Raw genomic sequence first — 24,726 nt, 5'->3', positions numbered from 1 at the left:
AGATAAATAGTGAATTCTACATATTCTTTATTTTTTCTTAGTTTCTGGATTGTTCTTTACATAATTTTCTAAAAGTGTTTTTACAACTTGAAGACTACCTGCTTTTAACCATTATTAACATTAGCACCAGTAATCCAGTAAAGAATCATACCAGCATCAGAGCAATCCCATTTACCTTTTTGAAAATTTACAATATTATCAACCTCTGCAATGTTTCCTATAGTCTATATTAATCGTATACGAGGGTCTTTATGGCTCTTTGCCCAATCCCATTGTTCTATATCTAGTTTTAAATTTATGTTTTGGTCTGGTATACGAACTTCTTCAATACCAAAATCTAATATTTGCTGCCAAGTATAAAAACCCCCAGCATTATCGTTTGCGGGGTGATGTGTTACAACCTTAACATATTGATGCTTTTCTTTGGGTGTTCTTTTCAAGGCCATACCAATAATGTCGGGTTCACCAGCTTCTATAATCCATAAAGGGTCATCTGAATTAGAAGCGTTTATGGCCCAGCATAAATCATTGATTGTTTGTTCTTTTTTCCATATGCATCGTAAAAAGTAAGATGGTCAAACCCGCCCTAGCGACGCGCAGTCATATCGCAAGCTACTTGCATTAAATGGTGGCGTTCTTTTTCGGCTTTTTCCGAAATTCGGTCGTCGCGCACTAAGTCACAACTGTGTGAATAGTGGACTAGTCGATCTTCTAATCCTGAAGCGCGGAGCAAAGCAATACTTATGGCGGTGCCTCCTAAATCATCAGGATCGGGAGAATTGCCATCGGCAACAATGGCTATTTTTCCATTTGGTGGATTTATGTTTTGAGCAGTAAGGGTGCAATTAAATATTATTTAAAAAAAATAGGATTGATGATATTTTATTCATGTTTTTTTAAATTAGAGTATGATGTCAAAATATTATATAATCATGGTTTTATTCAGAAGTATAAGAAGAAGGAGCGTTTATTATTTGATTTCCTTTGCCTTTAGGTGTAAAGATTATACCAGCCCATCTTCCGCGAGTCCATTCATTGCCATCAGTTACAACTTTAGCTTCAACGTTAAGGCTGTCTCCTTTATTTAATATTACATTTTGCCAAACAGCATTGAATTTACTGCCTTCTTCAAAAAGGTAGGGTGTTAATGGAACTGAATAGGAGCCGGCCTCAATATCATTTATTAATAATTTAAAATTTGAATTACCATCATTTTCTGCAACACCTACAAATACAATATCATATTTTCCACTTTCAAAATTAAAAGCGATACTTGTTTTCGCTTTCTTATGTTTTTTTGGATTTATGACTAACCAATTTTCACCATTCTTATAAAAATTTGTCCCTTCAATAGGGAATTGTTGAGCAGGGATATAATTGTTTTCTGAATTTGACTCAGAAATTCTTTTAAAAGTATGAGCCTTTTACCTCTTGAGGTTTGCAAGAGGGAAAAGGATTTGGTAAAAAGCCTTGTGCTAAAAACACCTCTTGATTTTCATTAGATGGTACATAGTTAATATCTTGAGTTAATGTAAATTTATCAAATTCTAATCCATCTTCTCGCATACTAAATTGTATATCATGTATTCCAGGTTCATCTATATCTAAGTAAATAGCATGAGGTACACCACAGTGAACTTCTTTAGTTCGTTGTTTGCTAGTCCATGTCAACTGGTTTTTACCTTTGCACCATTGCATACGTTGTCCATGTTTTGGCCATTCATTATTTAAACCGACGTGGATTCCATTGTCCTCACCACCAGTACTCATTGCTCTTACCCACACATAATAACGTCCAGAATTATTAAATTTCACTTTATAATTTAAAATAGCTAATTTACCTAGTTCGTTAGAGAAATTTTCTCCATGAACTAATTTGTCTGAATGGGTTACCAGAGTATCGGGTAAAATTTCAATATAGGCATTATTACTTGCCCCTATGCAATGTATATTATCATCATCACGTCCTACTTTTGCTAATTCATTTTTTGATGTTCTATACCATTGCCTAATCTCTGTCTTATATTGATTTAAAAAATATTCAGCTTCTATAGATACAAATCCATTTTTTTCTTCAAAGATGACATCACCATTTATTATTGGCTTGTTTAGTTTAGATGATTGAGGGTTTATGTCTGTACTGAATATGATACTGCACAATATAAATATGAAAATTTGATGGGGCTTAATGGAATTAATGTTAAAGCGGGTAATTAATAATTAAATATAAAATTAAAGACAAATATGTAGTTTCCTAACCTGCTATCCTGTAATTTATAATAATCGCATCAGTTATCTTCCAATAATTTTAAGAAAAAAACAGCACAGAGCAGAACGGTTAGTACAGGATACTCGATTAAATATTTAAAAATATTTTAGTCCGAAATTAACAAATAAACTAAAACTTTATGAATTTAAAAACAACACTAAACACGTGTTTAAGTTTTCGAAAAACTTGGATGTGTGTTATTTTTGCATTGTCGTGTATGGCAATGACAAACGCTCAAACAGTCTCAGGTACTGTAACAGCAGACGGTCAACCACTTCCTGGAGCAACAGTACTAGTAAAAGGTACTACCCAAGGAACGAGTACTGATTTTGATGGAAATTTCACCATCAAAGCAGAAGCGTTAAGTACACTTGTTATTTCTTACATTGGCTATTCAACCAAAGAAGTGCTTGTGGGTAATCAAACGCAAATTAATGTTTCACTAGAACAAGATAATAAACTTGATGAAGTGGTTGTTATTGGTTATGGTACACAACGCAAATCTGATTTAACAGGTTCTGTATCTTCGGTAAGTGCTGAAGACCTTACTGCTGTACCTGTTTCAAGGGTGGATCAGGCGTTACAAGGTAGAGCTTCTGGTGTACAGGTAACACAAACTAGTGGAGCTCCTGGAGCAGGTACTGTTATTAGAGTAAGAGGGGGTAACTCCATTACTGGTAATAACGAACCACTTTGGGTTATAGACGGTATTATTGTTGGAACAAATTTCAACTTGAATAATATTAATAGTAATGATATAAAATCTATTGAGATTTTAAAAGATGCATCTTCAATTGCTATTTATGGGTCTAGAGGGGCAAACGGGGTAGTATTAGTAACTACAAAAAATGGTGCCGGTGCTGGTGCTGGAAAACCGCAGATAAGTTTAAATCTTTACACGAGTTCACAAATGTTACCAGAATTACCAGATAGACTTTCTCAAAGGGAGCAAATAGAATTTACAAACGAAAGTGCTCGTTTTAGATCAGCTGCAGAACCATTTCCAGGTGATCCATCTACATACCCTGACAATGATTGGGTTGATTTAGTATTAGGGACTGCTCCAATTTATAATGCAGATATATCCATTGCTGGAGCAACAGACAATCTAAACTATTATACCTCATTAAATTATTTTAATCAAGAAGGTATTGTAAAGAGTTCTGGTCTTGAAAAATATATTTACAGAGCAAATTTGGATCTTAAATTAAGTGATAAAGTAAAAACAGGATTTAGATTAAATTATTCTAGATTAGAACAGGATAATGCATTAGCTAGTTTTAGTCAGGCTGCTTTTGGAATACTTCGAACCCAACCTGTTTTTAATGACGATGGATCCTATAATGGATTTGATGATGTAGTTGGTTCGCCTTTTAATAATCCTTTAGCAGCAATAGCACTAAATACTAATGAGACATTAACAAATAACTTATTAGCAACGATGTATTTAGAATATAGTCCTGCACCAAAGTGGATTATACGTTCTACATTTAATCCAGAATTCAATAATGTTAAACAAAATAGATTTACATCAAGCCAATTACCAGGTAATCTTGCTATTGGTGTTACAGATGGAGGTACAGCAAGTGTACGAACTGAAACGTTGAGTGCATGGAATAATGAAAACACAGTGCAGTATTCATCCAATTTTGGTGAAGATCATAATGTTACTGCTTTGGCAGGGCTTTCATTTCAAAAAGAAGTTAGAGAATCGTCTTTGGCATCAGCGGCAGGAATTACTAGTGATGCAACTGGTTTTAACCGTTTACAAAATTCTAGACCAACATTAGCTTCAAATACAAGTGGTTTCGGACAGAGAACAATTGAATCTCTATTTGGAAGAATTAACTACATTTATAAGGATAAATACCTTTTAACTTTAGTAGGTAGACGTGATGGTAGTTCTGTTTTTGCTCCTGGTAATAAATACGCGTTCTTTCCATCTGTGGCAGGAGCTTGGAAAATTTCAGAAGAACCTTTTATGCAAAATCAAAATACTTTTCAAAATTTGAAATTAAGAGCGAGTTGGGGAAAATCAGGTAACCAGGCTATTGATAATTTTAGTACGCTTGCAACTTATACCTCAGCTAACACAACACTTAATGGCGCAGAAGTTCCTGGTTTAACAATAGACAGGCCTGCTAATCCTGACTTAAAATGGGAAACAACGAGTTCTTTTGATATTGCATTAGAAGCTTCTTTGTTTGGTGGTAAAGTATTTACTGAATTTAATTATTACTACAAGAAAACCGAAGATTTATTATTAGATGTTACTATTCCAAGACAAACTGGTTTTAATAGTCAAGTACAAAATGTTGGTTCTTTAGAAAATCAAGGTTGGGAGCTTTTAGTAAACTCTACAAATGTTCGTACAGCTAATTTTAACTGGAATTCTACTGTAACTTTATCGGCTAATAGAAATAAAATTTTAGACCTTGGCGGTGTAGATTTTATTGATATTGTGGTGGATCCTATTATAGGTTCTGGTAATACACGTTTAATTGTGGGAGAATCAGTTCCTGTTTATACCGGAGTTAGATACTTAGGGACTTGGAAAAGTCAAGAAGATATTGATGATTCAGGTAGAACAGACCCTCAGGTTGTAGGAGGTTCACATTTTGAAGACTTAAATGGAGATGGTATTGCTTCAACTCAAGATGCTGTAGTATTAGGTAGCCCATTTCCAGATTTAATCTTTGGTATTGAAAACTCATTTTCATATAAAAATTGGGATTTTTCTTTCTATTTTCAAGGTACATCAGGTAATGAAGTGTATAATTTATCGATGCGAAATAATTACTTTAACCGTGGGGAGGCCGTGAAATTTGGAGATTTACGTAACAGATGGACAGTAGATAACCCAACGTCTAATATTCCAAGAGCAGGAGCGGATTCTGTAACTAATACACCACCGAATTCGGAGTATGTTGAGGATGGGTCTCATATACGTCTTAAAACCGTAAGATTAGCTTATAATTTCCCTGTTGATAAAATGGGATTAGACGGTATTAAAAATGCGACGGTTTATTTTTCAGGATCGAATTTATTATTATTTTCTAACACGAGATTGATAGATCCAGAAGCAAGTAATTTTGGTCGTAGCAATATAGCACAAGGGTATCTTAGTGCTCAGTATCCTAACCCAAGAGTTATAACACTTGGTCTAAACGTAACTTTTTAAAAAAAAAATATGAAAACAAAAAACATAATTTTATACGTCTTTATAGTTTTCACATACTTTGGTTGTGAAAGTTTTTTAGAAGAAGACCCTAAAGCGATTATTTCCCCTGAAACCTTTTTTGCTTCGGAAAATGATGCAAGACAAGCAGTTCAAGGGATGTACGCCATTTTAAAGAACAACTCTTTATACGGTCAAGTAGGACTGGATCATTTTTATGATAATGGGTGCGATATTATAGAACCTAACCGTGCTGCAAACTTTGTAGAACCGATGGGTAATTACTCAATGAATGAAGCTATAGCGGATGTTTCTGTTCAAAAAATGAGTGTTTCTGATACATGGAAAGACTTTTACAGAACCATATTAAATGCTAATGTAATTATAGACAGAGTAACAGGTAATGATGCTATAGGTACTCAGGAAACACGAACTGATATTATTGCTGATGCCAGATTTATTAGAGGTTTATGCTATTGGCATATTACAAACCTTTGGGGTGATGCGCCTTATTATACGGAAGTTCTTACACTTGAAGAAATTGGTTCTTTAGGAAGAGCACCTGAAGCAACTATAATTGCTGGAGTTTTAGAGGATTTGCAGTTTGCTCAAGATAATTTACAAAATGCATATACTGGCGATCAAAGTGGTAGAGCCTCAAAATGGGCTGCAGCTATTGTTATGGCTAAAATCTATATGAAGCAAAAGGAATGGCAACTAGGCTTAGATAAGTGTTTAGAAATTATAAATGGATCTCCTCACAGTTTATTACCAACCTACAATGAAGTGTTCGATCAGTTTAGCGAATACAATCCTGAAATTATTTGGTCATTAGATTTTGCAAAAGATATTAATAGTCAATTTGACCCAGCATTCCCAGGTAGGTCATTTGCAGGTAATAATAACTGGCGACCAAGTATGTTTAATCCACGTTTAAGAGATGAGCCTCTTAATACAGGTGAAAGAGATGCTTTAGGAGACGCGCTTAGAGCAAGAGGAGAAGCTTTTAATGGAACAGGTTTGCAAATTGCTTCAAAAGATTTTGCAGAGAAATTTCCAATGAACGATTTAAGAAGAGAGTTAAATATTGTAGATAACTATTTAGGTTTCGATTTAGTGTTTCCTTATATGGCCAAATTCTGGAATTTAGAATTAGATAGATCACCTCGTTTTAACCACTCTGATAATAGAATGGTATTCCGTTTAGCAGATGTGCATTTAATGGCTGCAGAATGCGAAAACGAGCGCCCAGGTGGTAATCCTAATGCTGCTTTTGAGTATATTAGAGAAGTGCGTGAGCGTGCTTATGCAACAGTAGGAGAGGCTGAAGCTATTTTAGGTTTAGACCAACAAGGGTTTAGAGAAGCTATTTATGATGAGCGTAAATGGGAGTTGGCTGGAGAAATGCACAGAAGATACGATTTAATCAGATGGGGCATTTTATTAGATGTGGTTCAGAATCTTGAATTTAGATTTTGGAAACCAAATGAAAATATTAGACCATACCATGTTAAATTACCAATTCCATTACAAGAATTAGAGAATAACCCGGCATTATTGGAGTCAGATCCAACAAATAATGGATATAGATAGTAATTAGTTTTTTGAGTTAGTTTAGTTTAAAAAGACCGAAATAATTTTATTTCGGTCTTTTTTTATATCATAAATTGTACTTAACTTAAATAGAATTACAGCACAGTACAGGTTGCTTTTTAGGGATTCGAAATTTATCTTGCATTGAATTTTGAACCAAATATATCTTCATGAAGATACAATTTATTTTTTTTGTATTTTGTTTCACATCCATTATGGCTTTAGCCCAAATAAAGCATGGGCTAAGAGATGAACAAGGGCGACATATTATCCCAAGAGGATTTGTTGTAAATACTAATGACCATGCAGGTGAAGTGTTTTTTGATGCCGATGACTATTCTAGAATGGTAAGAATGGGAGCGAATTCTCAAGTAATACGTTTAGAGCTTGGTAAATTAAGTGATTTTCCTGGAGGCAAACTTGAACCAAATTATCTGGTTAAATTAGATTCTTTAGTAGCTTTAGGCAGAAATCATGGTATAAAGACTGTTTTTAAAATGACAGTTTATGGTGTCGATAAGTTTATTTGGGAAGAATTTTGGCAAAATAAAAAGAATGAATATGAAACTTATATAGATGCATGGAAAGTGATTTGGAATCGTTATTCCGAAGAATCTTCGGTTTTAGGTTATGATGTTGTTAACGAACCTAGAAAGTTATCCATGGATATTTCTTACAAAAACTTAACAAACAAATATTTAATTCCTTTATATCAAAAAATAATTGATGAAAGCCAAAAAATAAATGCAGATAAAATGATATTATTTCAATCTATCTTCATGAATAAAGGAGAGAAAGTCGATAATAATCAATATTCAGAAATTACGGCTCCAATAAACCGTAAGAACATTATTTTTGCACCGCATATATATCAAAATGATATCGACTATATAAAACGTAATATGGATAGGTTTGATAAAGAATCTGACATGTTAAAAGCTCCAATTCTAATTGGAGAATGGGGGTTTCCAACTTTTGCAACTACAGATACAATAATAGAAGGTAAACTCGGACAATTAAAATACAGAGAACTTTATATTAGAACTGCAGAAGTTTTTGATAAGCTGGGCGTGGGCTCAATTAAAGCATGGTTTTTAGGGAATAGAACGATGCAACACTTTTTATCAGGTGGACCATCTACTTGGTCTATTTTTAGCGATAGTACTGATGCAGGAACTGTTGAAAGAAAGTATATTACGGATGTGATTTCTAGACCTTTTCCTCAAGCCATAGCAGGAGATATTCAATCATTTTTATTTAATCATGCAACCAGAACTTTAGATGTTAAAATAATACCAGATAATAGTAAAGGTGCATCTAAAATATTTATTGGAGCTAATAGACATTACCCTGATGGATTTTCGGTGTTAATAGGAGACAAATCTGTCTTGTATTATAATCCTTTAAAAAATGTGGGGCTAGAAATTTATAAAATGGCTAAGGCAATTGACCCAACAGATTTTATTTGGGATTCCAATAGTCAAAAATTAATAATATTAAAATGGCCAAAAACGGAAGGTGTATTGGACATAAAAATTGTTCCTGGCATCAGGAATTTTGATTAAAAACAAGGTAATTATTAAATAGAAATTTATGAAAAAATTATTAGTTATTGGATTATTTGTAATCTCGATTGTCAGTTGCAATTCAGATAAAACAAATGCAAATTCCATGAGTCAGCAAGATTCTGAAATTGCATCAAAAGTAAACGACCTTATAAGTCAGATGACTTTAGATGAAAAAATAGCAGAAATGACCCAAGATGCACCAGCTAATGATAGACTCGGAATTCCTTTTATGAAATATGGAGAAGCATTACATGGCTTATGGCTTGTGTTAGATTATTATGGCAATACAACTGTATATCCGCAAGCTGTGGCTTGTGCCTCAACTTGGGAGCCAGAACTCATAAAAAAAATGGCTTCTCAAACAGCACTAGAAGCAAGGGCTTTGGGTGTTACACATTGTTATTCTCCTAATTTAGATGTTTATGCAGGAGATGCGCGCTATGGTCGTGTTGAGGAATCTTATGGCGAGGATCCTTATTTAGTGTCACGAATGGGAGTGGCGTTTATTGAAGGTTTACAAGGTACAGGTGACGAGCAATTTAATGAAAATCATGTTATCGCCACAGCTAAACATTTTGTTGGATACCCAGAAAACCGTCGTGGTATAAATGGGGGATTTAGCGATATGTCTGAACGTCGTTTACGTGAGGTTTACCTTCCATCATTTGAGGCAGCAGTAAAGGAAGCACAGGTAGGTTCTGTTATGCCAGGTCATCAAGATTATAACGGAGTGCCATGTCATATGAATACTTGGTTGTTGAAGGATATCTTAAGAGATGAGTTAGGTTTTGATGGTTTTATTGTTTCTGATAATAACGATGTAGGACGATTAGAAACGATGCATTTTATTCCTGAAACCAGAACTAAAGCCGCTATCTTAGGGTTAAAAGCAGGTGTAGACATGGACTTGGTAATTGGGAAGAACGTTGAGTTAGCAACCTATCACGCTAATGTTTTGAAGGATACAGTAACTCAGAATCCTTCATTGATGCCATACATAGACAAAGCGACATCACGAATTTTAACCGCAAAATATAAATTAGGTTTATTTGATGCAGAACCAAAAGAAATTGATGAGGGAACAGTAAACGCAGGTCGTGAAGAACATCGTGAGTTTGCATTGGAGGTTGCTGAAAAATCTATAATCATGCTAAAGAATGATAACAATCTCCTACCTCTTGATTTATCAAAAATCAAATCTTTAGCAGTCATTGGTCCTAACGCCCATGAAGAAAGACCTAAAAAAGGAACATATAAACTATTGGGTGGTTATTCAGGATTACCACCATATTATGTTTCAGTTTTAGATGGTTTAAAGAAAAAAGTAAGTGATAAAGTAAAAATAAATTACGCTAAAGGTTGTGATATTGATAGTTTTTCAAAAGAAGGATTTTTTGCGGCTATTTCTGCTGCAAAAAAATCAGATGCTGTTGTTCTAGTAGTGGGTAGCTCTCATAGAACGTGTGGTGAAGGTGGAGACCGTTCTGATCTTGATTTGTATGGTGTTCAAAATGAATTGGTAGAGGCAATTCACAAAACAGGAAAACCAGTAATTGTTGTTTTAATTAATGGACGTCCATTAAGTATAAATTATATCGCCGAAAATATACCGTCTGTACTTGAAACGTGGTATGGTGGTATGAGAACAGGTGATGCTGTTGCCAATGTAATTTTTGGGAACGTAAACCCAGGAGGAAAACTAACAATGTCTTTTCCACGCTCCGTAGGACAGGTTCCTGTAACTTATCTTGAGCGTCCTGACTTTATTGGATCTGGAAAAGGTAAGTACCGATTTAATGATAAGTCACCCTTATTTCCATTTGGTTATGGATTAAGTTATACGACGTTTAAATATGGAGAACCAAAATTAGAAAACGCGACTATTAACGTCGATAAATCAACTACTGTTTCAGTTGAAGTTACTAATACAGGTGATAGGGTTGGTGATGAAGTAGTTCAAATGTATGTTAGAGACGATTTTGCATCAGTAGGACGTTACCTTAAATTGTTAAAAGGATTTGAGCGTATTACCTTAAAACCGGGTGAAACAAAAACAGTATCCTTTAAATTAGGGTTTGATGAACTTAATGTATTAAATCAAGATATGAAAAAGGTGGTGGAACCAGGAACATTTACAATATCAGTAGGAGCTTCATCTCTGGGAAAAGATTTAAAAACTATAATATTAACCACTAAGAAATAAAAGTAGTTTTTGAAATTATACGGAAATATGAAAAAGAGTTTTAAAAGTATTTTTTGCCTATTTTTTTGTTTCACTACTTTATTTATAAGTGGGTGCAGTTCTCAAGACCATGAAACAGACTTATCTAAAGGTAGTAGGTTTAAGTATAATTTTAATCTAGATTGGAAATTTATAAAAGATAATCCTGATCAAGCACAATTAAAAAATTATAATGATACGTCATGGACTACTGTAAGCTGTCCGCATACTTTTAACGATGTCGATACTTTTGATGATTTAAGTCATGGTCATCACGATGGAGAAGATAATCAATGGAGAGGTACAGTTTGGTACAGAAAGGATTTCAGGCTTCCTGAATCGGATAAAGGAAAGAAGGTATTTATCGAATTTGAATCGGTACGTCAAATTGCCGATGTTTATGTTAATGGTAAACATATAGGTCAAAACCAAACAGGATTTATTCCTTTTGGGTTTGATTTAACATCATACATAAATTTTGGTGAAGAAAATATAATAGCCGTAAAAGTGAATAACGATAGGGGAGATCATTTTAGAGATAATTTTCCTTTAGTATGGAATCATGAGCATTGGCATCCAACACATGGGGGCATATATAGAAATGTATTTCTGCATGTAATGGATCCGCTTCACATAACGCTACCTTTATATGGTAATTTAAAAACAGTTGGTACCTATGCTTATGCAGATAATATTACTAACGATAAAGCAACAGTTATTGTAAAGTCAGAAGTCTATAATGAATATAACAATCAGAAAAATGTTGTTCTTGAAACTTATATCATAGATAAAAAAGGAAATATTGTTCAGCAAGGAACAAATTCTCAAGATATTAAAGCAAAAGAGAAGTTTACTTTTGAAACACAATTAAATATTGATAACCCACAGCTTTGGTACACACGTAATCCTTACATGTATAAAGTATATACCATTGTTAAACAAAATAATGTTGTTTTAGATAGCTATGAAACACCTCTGGGTATAAGAAGTTTTGAATTTAATAAAGACTCTGGGTTTCATATAAATGAAGAACATGTAAAGTTGCATGGTTGGGGGCAAAAACCAACCAACAGTTGGGCAGGACTAGGTGCTGCTTTACCTGACTGGTTAAGAGATTTTACTTATGATTTAATGGATGAAGCAGGAGGTAATTTTATACGTTGGGGACATTGTGCAGGATCTCCTTCTGAGATTGCCATGGGAGATAAATATGGTTTTGTAACCTTAATGCCTGGTGTTGCAGGTGAATCTGAAGATGAAGGAGAAACTTGGGACATACGTATTGCTGCTTTTAGAGATATGATAGTTTACTATCGTAACCATCCATCTATTTTCATATGGGAAGGTGGAAACTGGGCTGAATCTGAAGCACATTATCAGGAAATTCTTGATGTTATCGATACTTACGACCCTAATGGAAAACGATTAATGGGAAATAGGCGTGCCGATAATGCACCTTGGTCAGAAAAATATATAAGTATTGAAGTTGGAACTGAAGGATGGGAGGGGGAATATCCTAACTTACCAATTATTGAAAGTGAATATTGTCGTGATGAATCACCACGTAGATCATGGGATAAATCCTCGCCAGACGATAATTTTTTCAGTCACCCAAATTTAAGCCGAAACACCTATAAATTAACGTCTGAAGAATTTGCAATAAGACAAGCGGACCATTGGTGGAAAAAAATGGGTAAGAAACCCTACCATAGTGGTGGTGCGAATTGGATTTTTTCTGATGGTCCTCATGGAGGCCGATGTCCCACTGAAGTTACTAGAGCAAGTGGAGAAGTGGATGCGGTTCGCTTGCCTAAAGAAGCATTTTATGCGTTAAAATCTATGTGGCGACCAGAACCACAGGTTCATATAGTTGGACATTGGAATTATAAAGAAGATACAACCAAGCCTATTTATGTTATCTCTAATACAGCCTCAGTTAAATTATTTGTAAATAATGAGTTGATAGGTATGGATACCATTCCAGACAATGGTTACGTTTATAAATTTGATAATGTAAAATGGAAGCCTGGAGAAATTAGAGCAGAAGCCTATATTAATAGTGAACTTTCAGCAACACAAACTAAGCGCACTATTGGAGAACCTGTAGCCATTAAGTTAACACCTATAACTGGCTCTGAAGGATGGTTAGCTGATGGTTCAGACATTGCTTTAATAGATATTGAAGTAGTTGATAAAGATGGAAACCGTTGTCCATTAGATAAAGGACGTGTAGATTTTACTATTCAAGGTCCTGGTATTTGGCGGGGAGGTTATAACAGTGGTAAAGAAAATTCAACTAATAACCTGTATTTAGATACTGAATGTGGTATAAATAGAGTGGCAGTAAAATCATTGTTAAAAGTGGGTGAAGTTGTAATTACAGCAAAACGAGAAGGAATAAAAGATGCCACCATTTCTTTAAAATCAAAGTCGGTAAATTTAGAAGGAGGGCTAAGTACTAATATGCCTCAAATTTATAAAACAATAGTAAAAGAAGAACCAAAAGTTGCTTATACGCCATTTATACCACCTTATGTGCCAGGGGTAACTAATAAGAGTAAGTTTTTCACTAAGTTTAGTTATACAGGAGATTCTGAGGCCATGTTAAGAACAAATATTTTTTGGGGAAAGAAAGCGTATACAGATTTACCACATAATTATACTGTTATTCCAAGTTATTTACATGGTTCAGAATATGTGCGAGTACCAAACTCGGATAGTCATTATTGGGCAAGAGATCTTTTACAATTTATAGCTGGCGAAGATATGACCTTGTATATAGGGCATGATGATAGGGTATCTCGTCCAGAATTTATAAGAGAAGATTACGTGGACACAGGTGATGATTTTAAGCTGGGAGAGGTTAACATGTCGTTATTTAAGAGAGAGGTTAAAGCTGGTGAGAGTATAGTTATGGCTGGAAACAGTGATGGTGATGCTCCAGAAGATGCTAGAATGTATGTTGTTATTGCTCAAAAAAGAAATAAGTAAATCATTTTTAAACGTTCGAAAAAGTCAAATTACAAATAATATTTAAAGCTACAATGATGAATACAAGTTTCAAAGCGATATTTAATATTTTTATAGGTGGTATAATCTTTTTCGTGTTTTTTAATTGCCAAGACACTAAAAATGTAAAAGAAGAGGTAGTAAAGGGGGCACCAATAGAACTGCCTAAAAAACCTAATATTTTATGGTTAGTTACAGAAGACATGGGGGCTTATATTCCTCCTTTTGGAGATTTAACGGTTAAAACACCTAATTTAAGTCGATTAGCAAATGAAGGTGTTATTTATCCTAATTTGTACTCAACTTCGGGTGTTTGTGCACCAAGTAGGGCAGCTATAGCAACAGGAATGTACCCTTCAAGTATTGGAGCAAATCATATGCGCACAACATCCAATACCGAGCAAACAGGCTTGCCTAAGTATGAAGCAGTTCCGCCTTCTCAAGTAAAAATGATTAGTGAATTACTTCGGATAAATGGCTATTACTGTACCAATAATTATAAGGAAGATTATCAATTTAGAGCACCTGTTACAGCGTGGGATGAGAGTAGCGCTTATGCTCATTGGCGTAACAGAAAAGAAAATCAGCCTTTCTTTTCAATATTTAATTTTACAGAAACACACGAATCTGGCTTGTTTGAACCTTATGGTTTTAGACAAATAGAAACAAGACATTATCGTGCTGGTGATACAACTTATGCTTGGAAACAAAACGGACTGCCTGAAGCAAAAAATAGAATTGCAGAAGAAGATATTTCAAAGCATTTACCTAAAGATACAAAATTTAATATCCCGACATACCTTCTTGATAACGAGGTTACTAAACGTGATATGTGGAAATTGTACAACAATATTGCCGAAATGGACAATCAAGTTGGAGCCGTTTTAAAGCAATTAGAAGATGATGGACTTTTAGAAAATACCATTATCATTTTCTATGGTGACCATGGTGGACCATTACCTAGGCAAAAACGTTTAATTTATGATTCCGGTTTAAATACACCAATGATTATTCGTTTTCCTAATAAAATGAATGCAGGAACTAAAGACGAGCAATTGGTTAGTTTTACAGATTTTGCTCCAACTTTACTCTCTTTAACAGGACACGCTCCTAAAAAGTATATGCAAGGACAGGCATTTCTAGGTGATTACCAGGCTAAAAATAAACGAAACTATATTCACGCCGCTGCCGATCGTTTTGATGAAGTAACTGATGCTATAAGGGCAGTAAAAGATAATCAGTTTAAGTACATTCGAAATTACAGGCCAGAACAGGGCTATTATTTACCACTTGCCTACAGAGAAAAAATTCCGACGATGCAAGAATTATTAAGGTTACGTGATGAAGGAAAGTTAAATGATATTCAAATGCAATGGTTCAGAGATAATAAGCCTAAAGAAGAATTGTTTGACTGTAAAGCAGACCCTTATGAATTAAATAATTTAGCTGAAAATCCAGATTATAAAGAAAAACTTAATGAATTAAGGGAAGAAATGGACAGATGGTTGGTTGCTATAGGTGATAAACCAAACTTACCTGAAGCTGAACTTATCAATCAACTTTGGGAGGGCAGTGATGTCAAACCACAAACTTCTCAGCCACTATTATATTATTCTAATGGAAAAATACAGATTAGCTGTGAAACAGAAGGCGCATCAATAGGATATAAAGTTAATCCAAAAAGCTCCAAAATTCCTGATAACTGGACTGTTTATGATGAACCATTTTCTGTTCCAGAAAATGCTAAACTTATAGTTCAGTCGCATCGTATTGGTTTTAAACCAAGTAAGTCAAAAACTATAAGTCTTTCAGATTTAAGGTAACACAATTTGACTGATTCAATAGTATATTATTCATAAGGAATCTTTTGTGATAAAAACACTCGAAATGAATAGAAAAAAAAACCTCGTATTTTATAAAATTGTAATTTGTTTGATATGCTTTTATTTTTTTCAATCGTGTAAAGAAAAAAAACAAGAACCTATAAACCAGATATTCCAAGAAACACATAAAACAGATAAAGAGTTCGTAAGTATATTTGACGGTAAATCGCTTATTAACTGGAAGGGAGACTCAAAATATTGGAGTGTAAAAAATGGTAATTTAGTTGGTATTGTAACACCAGAAACCATTCTTAAAAACAATACGTTTATTATTTGGCAAGGTGGACAACCTGAAAATTTCGAACTCAAATTAGAATACCGCATTTCAGATTCAGGTAACAGTGGTATAAATTATAGAAGTGAACCTCTTGAAAACAATCCTTTTGCATTAAAAGGCTATCAATGTGATATTGATGGAAAAAACAGATACACGGGGCAAAATTATGAGGAGAAAAAAAGAACCACTTTAGCTTATCGCGGTGAAAAAGTGGTGATAAATACTCAAATAAACCCTGATAAATCAGGTAATTTAAGAACCAATAAAAAAAAGAATTGTTGGCAAAGTAGATATATAAGTGGTATGTTAGGAGAGAAAGATTCTCTTAAATCAAAAATAAAAAATGGAGATTGGAATCAAGTTCATTTAATCATTAAAAATGATACACTTAAACATTATGTAAATGGGTTTTTAATGAGCGAAGTTATAGATAATGATACAATAAATAAATCACTAAAAGGATATATTGGAGTACAAGTACATGTAGGACCACCCATGAAGGTGGAGTATAGAAATATTCTATTAAAGAACTTGTAAATTAAAATAACTATGACCTCTGTTGAAAATAAATAAAGGATATAACAGGTGAATAATATTATAGTTCATTTTTCAAATGTTTTTAAAAAACTTAGTGTTGTAATTAAATTCTCATTTATGAGCAATCTTAAAATAATTGTTACATTTTTATTTATTAATACAATATTTATTTACACAGCTAGGACGCAATCGGAAGAGAAAATTCAATCAGATACATCAAAAGAAACTATTAAAAATTATAAGCTATCCGTTTTAGATTATAATAAATTAGTTGAAGTAAAAGAAAATATAAATTCCTCCAAATTTTCTTCATTATTTAAAAAACTACTAAAAGAGGGAGGTAAAGCGTTACAAGAAGGTACTTTTTCAGTCATGCAAAAAACACAAACACCACCAAGTGGTACAAAGCACGACTATATTTCGATAGGGCCTTATTGGTGGCCAGACTCAACTAAACCAGGTGGCTTGCCATGGCTTAGACGTGATGGTGAGATAAACCGGTTAACACGAGAAGGAAGTACAGATTTTGAAACTAAAAATGATATGTTTATAAATACCAACGCCTTAGCGATGGCCTATTTTTTTCAGATAAAACGAAATATGCAGATAAAGCTTTAGAATTGCTTAAAGTTTGGTTTTTAAATGAAGATACTAAAATGAATCCAAACCTCAATTTTGCCCAAGGCATTCCAGGTAAAAATACAGGGAGAGGTATTGGTATTATCGAGTTTGCTGGAATTACAAATATAATAACAGCTATTGAAATTCTTGAAATGAATAAAGTAATGGATCTTAAAACCAGTAAAAAATTACGACAATGGTTTACAGAATATCTTAATTGGCTTCAAACCAGTGAAAATGGTATTTTTGAAAAGAACACCAAAAATAATCACGGCGTATTTTACGATATACAAGTGGTTAGTATTTTATTGTTTTTAGATAGAGAAGACGAAGCAAAACAAATTCTAGAAGTTGTAAAAACAGAACGTATTGCCACACAAATAGAACCAAATGGAGCGCAATCACACGAATTGGCTCACACTAAGGCGCTGTCTTACAGCGCCATGAATTTAAAAGGTTTTACACAACTGGCTTTTTTAGGTACAAAAGTAGGTGTAGATTTATGGAGTTACGAAGCCGAAAATGGCGCTAGTATTATTAAAGCTTATGAGTTTTTAAAACCTTATGCTAAAGGTGAAAAAGAATGGAACTACCCACAAATACATAGTTTAAGTAAAGCCCAAAAAAGATTAAGAGATCTGTTTGTAAAAGCTGGAAGTCAATTTAGTATTCCAGAGTATTGTAAAATCGGTACAAAAATCAGTAAAAAATCAAACTCATTATTATATAGTTGCTACTAAAAATTTTATTAAAATGAATAAAACTCTATTGCTCTCATTGTTATTTGTAATACAATTTATAAGTGTGGGAATCGCTCAGACTAATTGTGAATCTAAACCCTGGTTAAGTACTGAGCTAACTTTTGATGAACGTGTAGAACTTTTGATTAATTGTTTAACCGTAGAAGAGAAAATATCACAATTGCTAAATGCAAGTGATGCTGTAAAACGATTAGATATCAAATCTTATGATTGGTGGAATGAGGCCTTGCATGGTGTTGCTCGAGGTCCTAGAGCAACTATATTTCCGCAAGCTATTGGTTTAGCGTCTACTTTTGATGAGGAATTAATTGAAAAAGTAGGAAGTGCAATATCAGATGAAGCTAGAGCGGTAAACAATCATTTGGTAAAAAATAATGGAAAATTTATTAGGTATATGGGATTGTCCTTTTGGAGTCCTAATGTGAATATTTTTAGAGATCCCAGATGGGGAAGAGGGCAAGAAACATATGGTGAAGACCCCTTTCTTTCAGGAAAAATAGGGGCTGCGTTTATTAAAGGTATGCAAGGCAATCATCCTAAATATTTAAAAACCGCAGCTTGTGCTAAGCATTACGCGGTCCATAGTGGGCCAGAAGCATTGAGACATAGTTTTAATGCGGTGGTTAATAATCAAGACCTTCATGAAACTTATTTGCCAGCTTTTAAAGCCTGTGTAGATGCAGGTGTTGAGGCGGTTATGTGTGCTTACAACAGAACTAACGGTGAGGCTTGTTGTGGAAGTCCGTCATTATTACAAACTATTTTAAGAGATAATTGGGGGTTTCAGGGGCATGTGGTTAGTGATTGTGGTGCTATAAGGAATTTTCATAAATTTCATGAGGTTACAAAAACACCTGAAGAATCTGCAGCATTAGCCTTGTTAAGTGGTACTAATTTGAATTGTGGAAAAACTTACGAGACACTATCTGAAGCTTTAAAGCAAGGGCTAGTGACAGAAAATGATATTGATAATGGACTGCGTCCCTTATTAAAAACCAGATTCAAATTAGGCATGTTTGATAATCCAGAGGTTAATCCTTATGCTAATATAGGATTGGAAACCATTCATTCTAAAGAGCACATTCAATTAAGTAGAGAGGTCGCTCAGAAATCAATCGTCCTTTTAAAGAATGATAATGTGCTTCCGCTTAAAAAAGATTTAAACCATCTTTATGTAAGTGGTCCGCTTGCTGGAGATGTTCGTACGCTTATAGGGAATTATCATGGTTTGGGAGACAATTTAGTAACGCTGGCAGAAGGTGTAGTAGCAAAAGTATCGCCCATTACAAGGGTGCAATATCGTGCAGGAGCCATGATTAATCAGCCTAACAAGAACAAAGGAGACAATTATAGTTGGTTAGCTTCAAAGGCAGATGCAACAATTATAGCTCTGGGTTTAACTATTGTTATGGAAGGCGAAGAAAATGAAGCTATTGGCTCTTCCAATAAAGGTGATAATATCACCATGCAATTACCAGAAAATCAATTAGCGTACTTAAGAAAAATGCGCGGGAAACATGATAAACCTTTAATAGTAGTGATATTCGCTGGTTGCCCATTAGATTTAACTGAAGTTAGTGAATTAGCTGATGCTGTTATTTACGCGTGGTATCCGGGAGAGCAAGGAGGCAGCGCTATAGCGGATGTTATTTTTGGAGATGTATCACCATCCGGTAAATTGCCTATAACGTTTCCTAAAAATAAAGAACAGTTACCAGCTTATGACGACTATAACATGACAGGAAGAACCTATAAGTATATGACCAAAGAACCTTTATACCCTTTTGGGTATGGAATGACATACGCAAAGTTGAATATCTCAAACATGAAAATCTCATCAGATAGAATTAAGAAGAATACTGCTCAAATTGTTGAAGCTACCATTTTAAATGACGGAGACGTTGCTATTGAAGATGTTTTACAATTATATGTTTCATTAAAAGATAATGATGCTAATGTGCCAATAGCGGCATTAAAAGCGGTTAAGCGTATCAAGTTGAGAGCAAAAGAATCTCGATTAGTAAAGTTTAGTTTAGATCAAGAAGCATTTAACTATATAGATTTACAAGGAAAATCAAAGCGTCATAAAGGTAAAGCTATTGTAACTTTAGGAAATGCATCACCCGGTAATAGAAGTCTAGAATTAGGCGCTATTCAAAAGGATATAGAGGTAAGTGTGAGGTAATTAAAGATATACTTCAAACATAAATTAAAAGGTGAGTCGTCACTTAAATTAGGTGTTAGCGCTTTAAAAAGTGGCATGTACATAGTAGATTTTAAATAGTAAAATGTAAGTTTTACCAAGAAAATTGTAAAGCAATAGTATAAATATTTACCAAAAATAAAATTTAAAAAATCATTTTATCTCTAAGCAATATGGAATGATTTTTTATTTTGAGACTACATAAATCAATGCTATTAAAGTGAAGTTTATAAATAATTTACCTGATTATACTTCAAAAATTCTTGATAAATACCTCAGTCGAAATCAATTGTGGTTAAACAGAGCAGGAAAGTACAGGATACGCAAAGTAAATATTGTTTTTATATTTAAACATTATTAATCCAGTTAGTATTGTTACTAACAAACTAAAATATAATTAATTATGAAAAAAATTACATTAAAAATTAATGCATTTTTATGCTTAACTATGTTTGCGCTTCAAGTACAAGCTCAAACATGGACTGAAAACGGTACTTATAAAATTTCAACATCAGGTTTGACTCCGGAACTTTTTATGACAATTTCTACTACTACTGGTGATTTAGTATGGGCTGAAGAATTAGCAGGCGAAGATCCAACACAAGTTTGGTATATAGTAGACCATAGACTCCCAGCTTCGGCCGGCTACATGGAAATTACTGCAAACATCCCTGGTCCTGGAGATTTTACCATGATTGTAGATCAAGCAACTATAGATTTAGCGGATCCAAATGATAAAAATTTTAGAATTTCTGTTAGACCAGGTCTTCCGATAGATGATGCCGGTGATCCTAACTACGGTTTTGACCAGTTTCAAAGAAGAAAAACTAATCCTGCTCCGCCAGTAGGAAACAATGCATTGTTCGTTAAACCACCAGCACCAATTTCAGGAGGTTCAAGATATGGTGTAATACCAGCTACAGCAGGCGAGGATGTGTTGTTTGATGGTGGAGGAATTGATGAACTTAAATTCTATCTTATAGCTGCATTAAGCACAAAAGATTTTGATACAAGCTCAATTTTTATTTCTAACCCAGTTAACAATGAGTTAAGCATTAAAGGTCTTACTTCTAATGTTAAACAAGTATCGGTATATTCTTTATTAGGTAAAGAAGTAATATCCAGAGAGGTTAATGAGCAATCAGCTCTTAAGATTAATGTTAGTGCTTTATCAAGTGGAATGTATCTTGTTAAAATGCAAGGAGATAATGGTTCATTTACTAAGAAAATTGTAAAGCAATAAATATAGGCTTTACATAATAAAATTTTTTTAAAAACATTCTATCTTGATAAAAGATAGAATGTTTTTTTTATACCAAATATGAAAACCTAACCTATATAAAAAAGATTTTTTAAACTAGAAATAAAAGCGTTTTACACTATGCAGAGATTATCATTTAAAATGAAATTAAATAAAGGCCAAAAAGAAGCGTATAAAGAACGTCATGATCAACTCTGGCCGGAGTTAAAGCAATTATTAAAAGAAAACGGAGTGAGCGAATACTCTATTTTTTTTGATGAAGAAACCAGTACGCTTTTTGCTTTTCAAAAAGTATCAGGTGATGGTGGTTCTCAAGATTTAGCCAATAATGATATTGTTAAAAAATGGTGGGCTTTTATGGCAGATATCATGCAAACAAACCCTGATAACTCACCTGTATCAGTGCCGTTGGAAGAAGTGTTTTATATGCCTTAGAATTAGGTTGTTTTACAGGTATAGTGCAGTACAGTATAGTGCAGGATGCTTTAAGGGCATTTCAATCGTAACTTTATAGCCTTGATTTTTCTAAGAGGATGAACAAAGTAAATTAAAAAAAATATGAAAAATAAATACCTTAAAGGAAGTTTAGTCCTTACAAACCTGTTTCTAATCATTGTGTTATGTTGCTCTTATTCAATGACCGCTCAAGTCGTTTTAGAAAATGAAATTAAAATTACAGATTTAGGACTGCATTTTGATGGAAGTAAGGTTGGTAGTACCGCATCAAATACAGGAGATAATGCACCTTACGATTATTTTTTTGGTCGTAATATTTCCGCCCATGGCGACGCCATAAAAACTTATGGTGATTATGTTTTTATGACGTGGTATCGTGGTGGTAAAGCAGACCGCCATGTGATGCTAACACGTTATAACACAAAAACAGGTTCCATGGCAACTATAGAGTTTCCTCATAGGCACACGGGATATCAAAATCAATACTGGATTGGTGAATCTCATAATACCATAGCGATAGGTGTAAGTCCTTTAGATGGTACAATTCATTTGTTGTACGATATGCATGCCTACAGTGCTTCAAGACCCTCTAATGGAAGTCTAGCAAATGACTATTTTAGATATTCATATTCAGTAAAAGAGGCAGCTTCTTTACCAGATGCTGATTTTACTTTAGATAAGTTTGTTAAAAATTCTAATGATGATTATAAGCATTTGAGGATGCCAGGTACTGCTGCTCAATCAGAATTCGTGTCATTAACCTACCCGAGATTCTTCCAAAATGATGATGGAGACCTTTTTATGCTCATGCGTGAAGGAGGAAATAACAATGGTATGTATAAATTTATAAAATACGATACCAATACTGGAGATTGGGGTAACTTCATAGATTTTAATAGATTAAATGCAAAAAGCCAACCAGGAATTGATTATAACTGGGGGCTTTACGGTGATATGAAATATGTAAACGGTAAGTTTCGTATTGGTTTTCAACGCAGGTCTTCAAATAATAATGATAAATATCTTTATCAAAACGGGGTGTATTATGCCTATTCAGATGATCAAACTGCTGCCACAGGTTGGAAAAATCACAAAGGTGAATCTTTTAGTCTTCCATTATGGGATGCCGATTTTATAAAAGTTATGGAACCTGGAGATTACGTTGCGACAACACAAGCGAATAAAGTACATATTGTTGGTGGATTTGACTGGACAGTAACTGCTAATGAAGACGTACATATTATAAGTCAGGTAAGAGACCTCGAGAACAATGTTACCAAAACGTTGCATACTTATCGCCCATCAGGAGCTTCAGAGTTTATTACTTCAGAAGATTTTTCAGGAGGTTCAGCAATATACACATCTGGTAATAGTATATTTTTAATTGGGTTAAATAGTAGTGGCCGTATATTTATTGAGAAAGCAGTAGGAGGGACTAATAATTTTACTAAGGTATATGAAGCAACAAGTGGTAGAACTTTTGACCACGGTGTAGTGCATATAGATAATGGAAAAGTTTATTATTACTTAATGGAAGATAAAACTGGTAATGCACAACCTTTGTATTTACAAATTATTGATTTAGATATTATACAAGATCCGTTTAGAGTATCCTTGACCTCTCCATCGGATGGAGAAACTTATAATGTAGATGATACTGTTCAGATTTCCGCTAATGCGGTTGACGAAAATGGCAGCATCTCTAAAGTAGAGTTTTGGGTTAACGGTACATATTTTGGTGAAGACAATTCTGAGCCTTATTCTATAGATTGGACCCCTACTTCGGAAGCTGCCTACACCATTCAAGCGGTAGCATATAATGCCAGTAATGATACTGTAATTTCAACCGAAATAACTGTTAATGCTACAATTTTTGATCCAAACGATTTAACAGGGGTGGTGTATAGATTGAGAAATGTCGCTACAGGAAAGTATTTAAAATCCTCTGGATCAAATGTGGTGGATGGTGAATACGTGCAAGGTGATGATGCTATAAACTGGAATTTTGTAAAAGTCAATCTTAGTGGTACTGAATACTATAACATAGTTAGTAAGGTTAATAATAATGTTTTAAGAGGAGCTGGATCAGGGGCTGGTAATGCCATAATTATTACGACTAGACAACCTCCAAATACCGATGTTGATAAAGTATGGACAGCCCATTACATTGAAGCCGAACAAGCCTATAGATTTGCAGTTAAAGATGGAAATAATTTCTTATATCATGAAGATGTAGATGAGTATTATAATAAAACAGCAGCAATTACAGATGCCCGTAGCAAATGGAAAGTAGAGTTAGCTAATAGCGCACCGCTCAGCATTGACGATAAAGAGTTAGCATCCTATGCTGTAAAAGTATATCCTAACCCTGCTAACGGGAATTTTAATATTGTACTAGATGGTTTTTATAAAGCTGAAATTGTTATTAACGATATGTTAGGTAAAGTAGTTTATAAAAACACTATGAATACCAATAGAATGGAAGTGCAGAATAACAGTCGTTTTAAATCAGGATTATACCTAATAAAAATAATCGATGATAATCAAAGGGTTTTCCACGCAAAACTTATAATTAGATAAGTATAACTTAATGGGATTAACGAAAGCCAGAAGATTATTTCTTCTGGCTTTTATTTTTTATGAAATGAAAATCATAGCATAAACAGTATGGAGCAGGATGACTGTCTATATTTGTTATTCTATTTTTAAGAATTAGGCAAATTAATATAAAAAATGGTCAAGCGCTCAATAGCTAAATATGTGATAGTTTCTACGTTAGTGTGTCAGTTATTTTTTAATTGTAAAGACAAGGGATTATTTATTTCTCATTGAAAAACCACCGTCTTTGACGGTGGTCATGTTTTAAAGGCTCTGCCATTTTTTAGCTTT

At 33.9% G+C, this 24,726-nt stretch carries 13 protein-coding genes and 1 pseudogene; 12 read left to right on the top strand and 2 right to left on the bottom strand.

Annotation, left to right across the window (positions count from 1 at the left end):
* Positions 1–224: 224 nt before the first annotated feature.
* Together ABD935_RS12465 and ABD935_RS12460 are read right to left on the bottom strand one after the other, a co-directional pair.
* Positions 225–446 (bottom strand): hypothetical protein, encoded by a 222-nt coding sequence (locus ABD935_RS12465; RefSeq protein ID WP_345192434.1) that lies wholly within the window; start codon positions 444–446, stop codon positions 225–227.
* Between the two features lie 961 nt (positions 447–1,407).
* Entirely contained in the window at positions 1,408–2,160 is a 753-nt protein-coding gene (locus ABD935_RS12460; RefSeq protein WP_345192433.1) for a hypothetical protein, read from the bottom strand.
* A gap of 248 nt (positions 2,161–2,408) precedes the next feature.
* Between ABD935_RS12460 and ABD935_RS12455 the strand changes: the two genes are divergently transcribed.
* The 12 genes and pseudogenes from ABD935_RS12455 (at position 2,409) to ABD935_RS12395 (ending at position 24,417) form a co-directional block, all read left to right on the top strand.
* Positions 2,409–5,450 carry a SusC/RagA family TonB-linked outer membrane protein gene (locus ABD935_RS12455; protein WP_345192432.1) on the top strand — a complete coding sequence of 1,014 codons (3,042 nt, stop codon included), beginning with the start codon at positions 2,409–2,411 and terminating at the stop codon, positions 5,448–5,450.
* A gap of 9 nt (positions 5,451–5,459) precedes the next feature.
* Complete coding sequence (locus ABD935_RS12450; RefSeq protein ID WP_345192431.1) at positions 5,460–7,040, top strand: RagB/SusD family nutrient uptake outer membrane protein; 1,581 nt, start codon at positions 5,460–5,462, stop codon at positions 7,038–7,040.
* Positions 7,041–7,210: 170 nt separating this feature from the next.
* Positions 7,211–8,605 (top strand): cellulase family glycosylhydrolase, encoded by a 1,395-nt coding sequence (locus tag ABD935_RS12445; protein ID WP_345192430.1) that lies wholly within the window; start codon positions 7,211–7,213, stop codon positions 8,603–8,605.
* Positions 8,606–8,633: 28 nt separating this feature from the next.
* A complete protein-coding gene (locus ABD935_RS12440; protein ID WP_345192429.1) occupies positions 8,634–10,811 on the top strand; it encodes a beta-xylosidase in 2,178 nt (725 codons plus the stop codon).
* 27 nt (positions 10,812–10,838) lie between these two features.
* On the top strand, positions 10,839–13,820 hold the full coding sequence (locus ABD935_RS12435) for a glycoside hydrolase family 2 protein (protein WP_345192427.1): 2,982 nt from the start codon (positions 10,839–10,841) through the stop codon (positions 13,818–13,820).
* Positions 13,821–13,873: 53 nt separating this feature from the next.
* On the top strand, positions 13,874–15,661 hold the full coding sequence (locus ABD935_RS12430) for a sulfatase family protein (RefSeq protein ID WP_345192426.1): 1,788 nt from the start codon (positions 13,874–13,876) through the stop codon (positions 15,659–15,661).
* Positions 15,662–15,725: 64 nt separating this feature from the next.
* On the top strand, positions 15,726–16,535 hold the full coding sequence (locus ABD935_RS12425; protein WP_345192425.1) for a 3-keto-disaccharide hydrolase: 810 nt from the start codon (positions 15,726–15,728) through the stop codon (positions 16,533–16,535).
* Positions 16,536–16,652: 117 nt separating this feature from the next.
* Positions 16,653–17,896: pseudogene (locus ABD935_RS16650) on the top strand (alginate lyase family protein).
* Positions 17,897–17,909: 13 nt separating this feature from the next.
* Positions 17,910–20,102: a glycoside hydrolase family 3 C-terminal domain-containing protein gene (locus ABD935_RS12410; protein ID WP_345192421.1), complete on the top strand. Its 2,193-nt coding sequence runs from the start codon at positions 17,910–17,912 to the stop codon at positions 20,100–20,102.
* A 421-nt stretch (positions 20,103–20,523) separates the two neighbouring features.
* On the top strand, positions 20,524–21,363 hold the full coding sequence (locus ABD935_RS12405) for a T9SS type A sorting domain-containing protein (RefSeq protein WP_345192420.1): 840 nt from the start codon (positions 20,524–20,526) through the stop codon (positions 21,361–21,363).
* Positions 21,364–21,501: 138 nt separating this feature from the next.
* The gene (gene rhaM, locus ABD935_RS12400) at positions 21,502–21,816 is read left to right on the top strand and encodes an L-rhamnose mutarotase (protein ID WP_345192419.1); all 315 of its coding nucleotides are present in this window, start codon (positions 21,502–21,504) and stop codon (positions 21,814–21,816) included.
* A gap of 123 nt (positions 21,817–21,939) precedes the next feature.
* Complete coding sequence (locus ABD935_RS12395) at positions 21,940–24,417, top strand: BNR-4 repeat-containing protein (RefSeq protein WP_345192417.1); 2,478 nt, start codon at positions 21,940–21,942, stop codon at positions 24,415–24,417.
* Positions 24,418–24,726 lie beyond the last annotated feature (309 nt).

It is taken from the genome of Algibacter agarivorans, from assembly GCF_039543245.1.
In the GTDB taxonomy this organism is placed as follows: domain Bacteria; phylum Bacteroidota; class Bacteroidia; order Flavobacteriales; family Flavobacteriaceae; genus Algibacter_G; species Algibacter_G agarivorans.
Note: the sequence above shows the minus strand (reverse complement) of the source record. Positions and strands in the feature narration are given on the sequence as shown.

What these genes read in the sequence shown, in the direction of transcription:
- ABD935_RS12465 (WP_345192434.1), bottom strand. Translation starts at nt 446, where the DNA reads ATGGCCTTGAAAAGAACACCCAAAGAAAAGCATCAATATGTTAAGGTT.
- ABD935_RS12455 (WP_345192432.1), top strand. Translation starts at nt 2,409, where the DNA reads ATGAATTTAAAAACAACACTAAACACGTGTTTAAGTTTTCGAAAAACT.
- ABD935_RS12450 (WP_345192431.1), top strand. Translation starts at nt 5,460, where the DNA reads ATGAAAACAAAAAACATAATTTTATACGTCTTTATAGTTTTCACATAC.
- ABD935_RS12445 (WP_345192430.1), top strand. Translation starts at nt 7,211, where the DNA reads ATGAAGATACAATTTATTTTTTTTGTATTTTGTTTCACATCCATTATG.
- ABD935_RS12440 (WP_345192429.1), top strand. Translation starts at nt 8,634, where the DNA reads ATGAAAAAATTATTAGTTATTGGATTATTTGTAATCTCGATTGTCAGT.
- ABD935_RS12435 (WP_345192427.1), top strand. Translation starts at nt 10,839, where the DNA reads ATGAAAAAGAGTTTTAAAAGTATTTTTTGCCTATTTTTTTGTTTCACT.
- ABD935_RS12430 (WP_345192426.1), top strand. Translation starts at nt 13,874, where the DNA reads ATGATGAATACAAGTTTCAAAGCGATATTTAATATTTTTATAGGTGGT.
- ABD935_RS12425 (WP_345192425.1), top strand. Translation starts at nt 15,726, where the DNA reads ATGAATAGAAAAAAAAACCTCGTATTTTATAAAATTGTAATTTGTTTG.
- ABD935_RS12410 (WP_345192421.1), top strand. Translation starts at nt 17,910, where the DNA reads ATGAATAAAACTCTATTGCTCTCATTGTTATTTGTAATACAATTTATA.
- ABD935_RS12405 (WP_345192420.1), top strand. Translation starts at nt 20,524, where the DNA reads ATGAAAAAAATTACATTAAAAATTAATGCATTTTTATGCTTAACTATG.
- rhaM (WP_345192419.1), top strand. Translation starts at nt 21,502, where the DNA reads ATGCAGAGATTATCATTTAAAATGAAATTAAATAAAGGCCAAAAAGAA.
- ABD935_RS12395 (WP_345192417.1), top strand. Translation starts at nt 21,940, where the DNA reads ATGAAAAATAAATACCTTAAAGGAAGTTTAGTCCTTACAAACCTGTTT.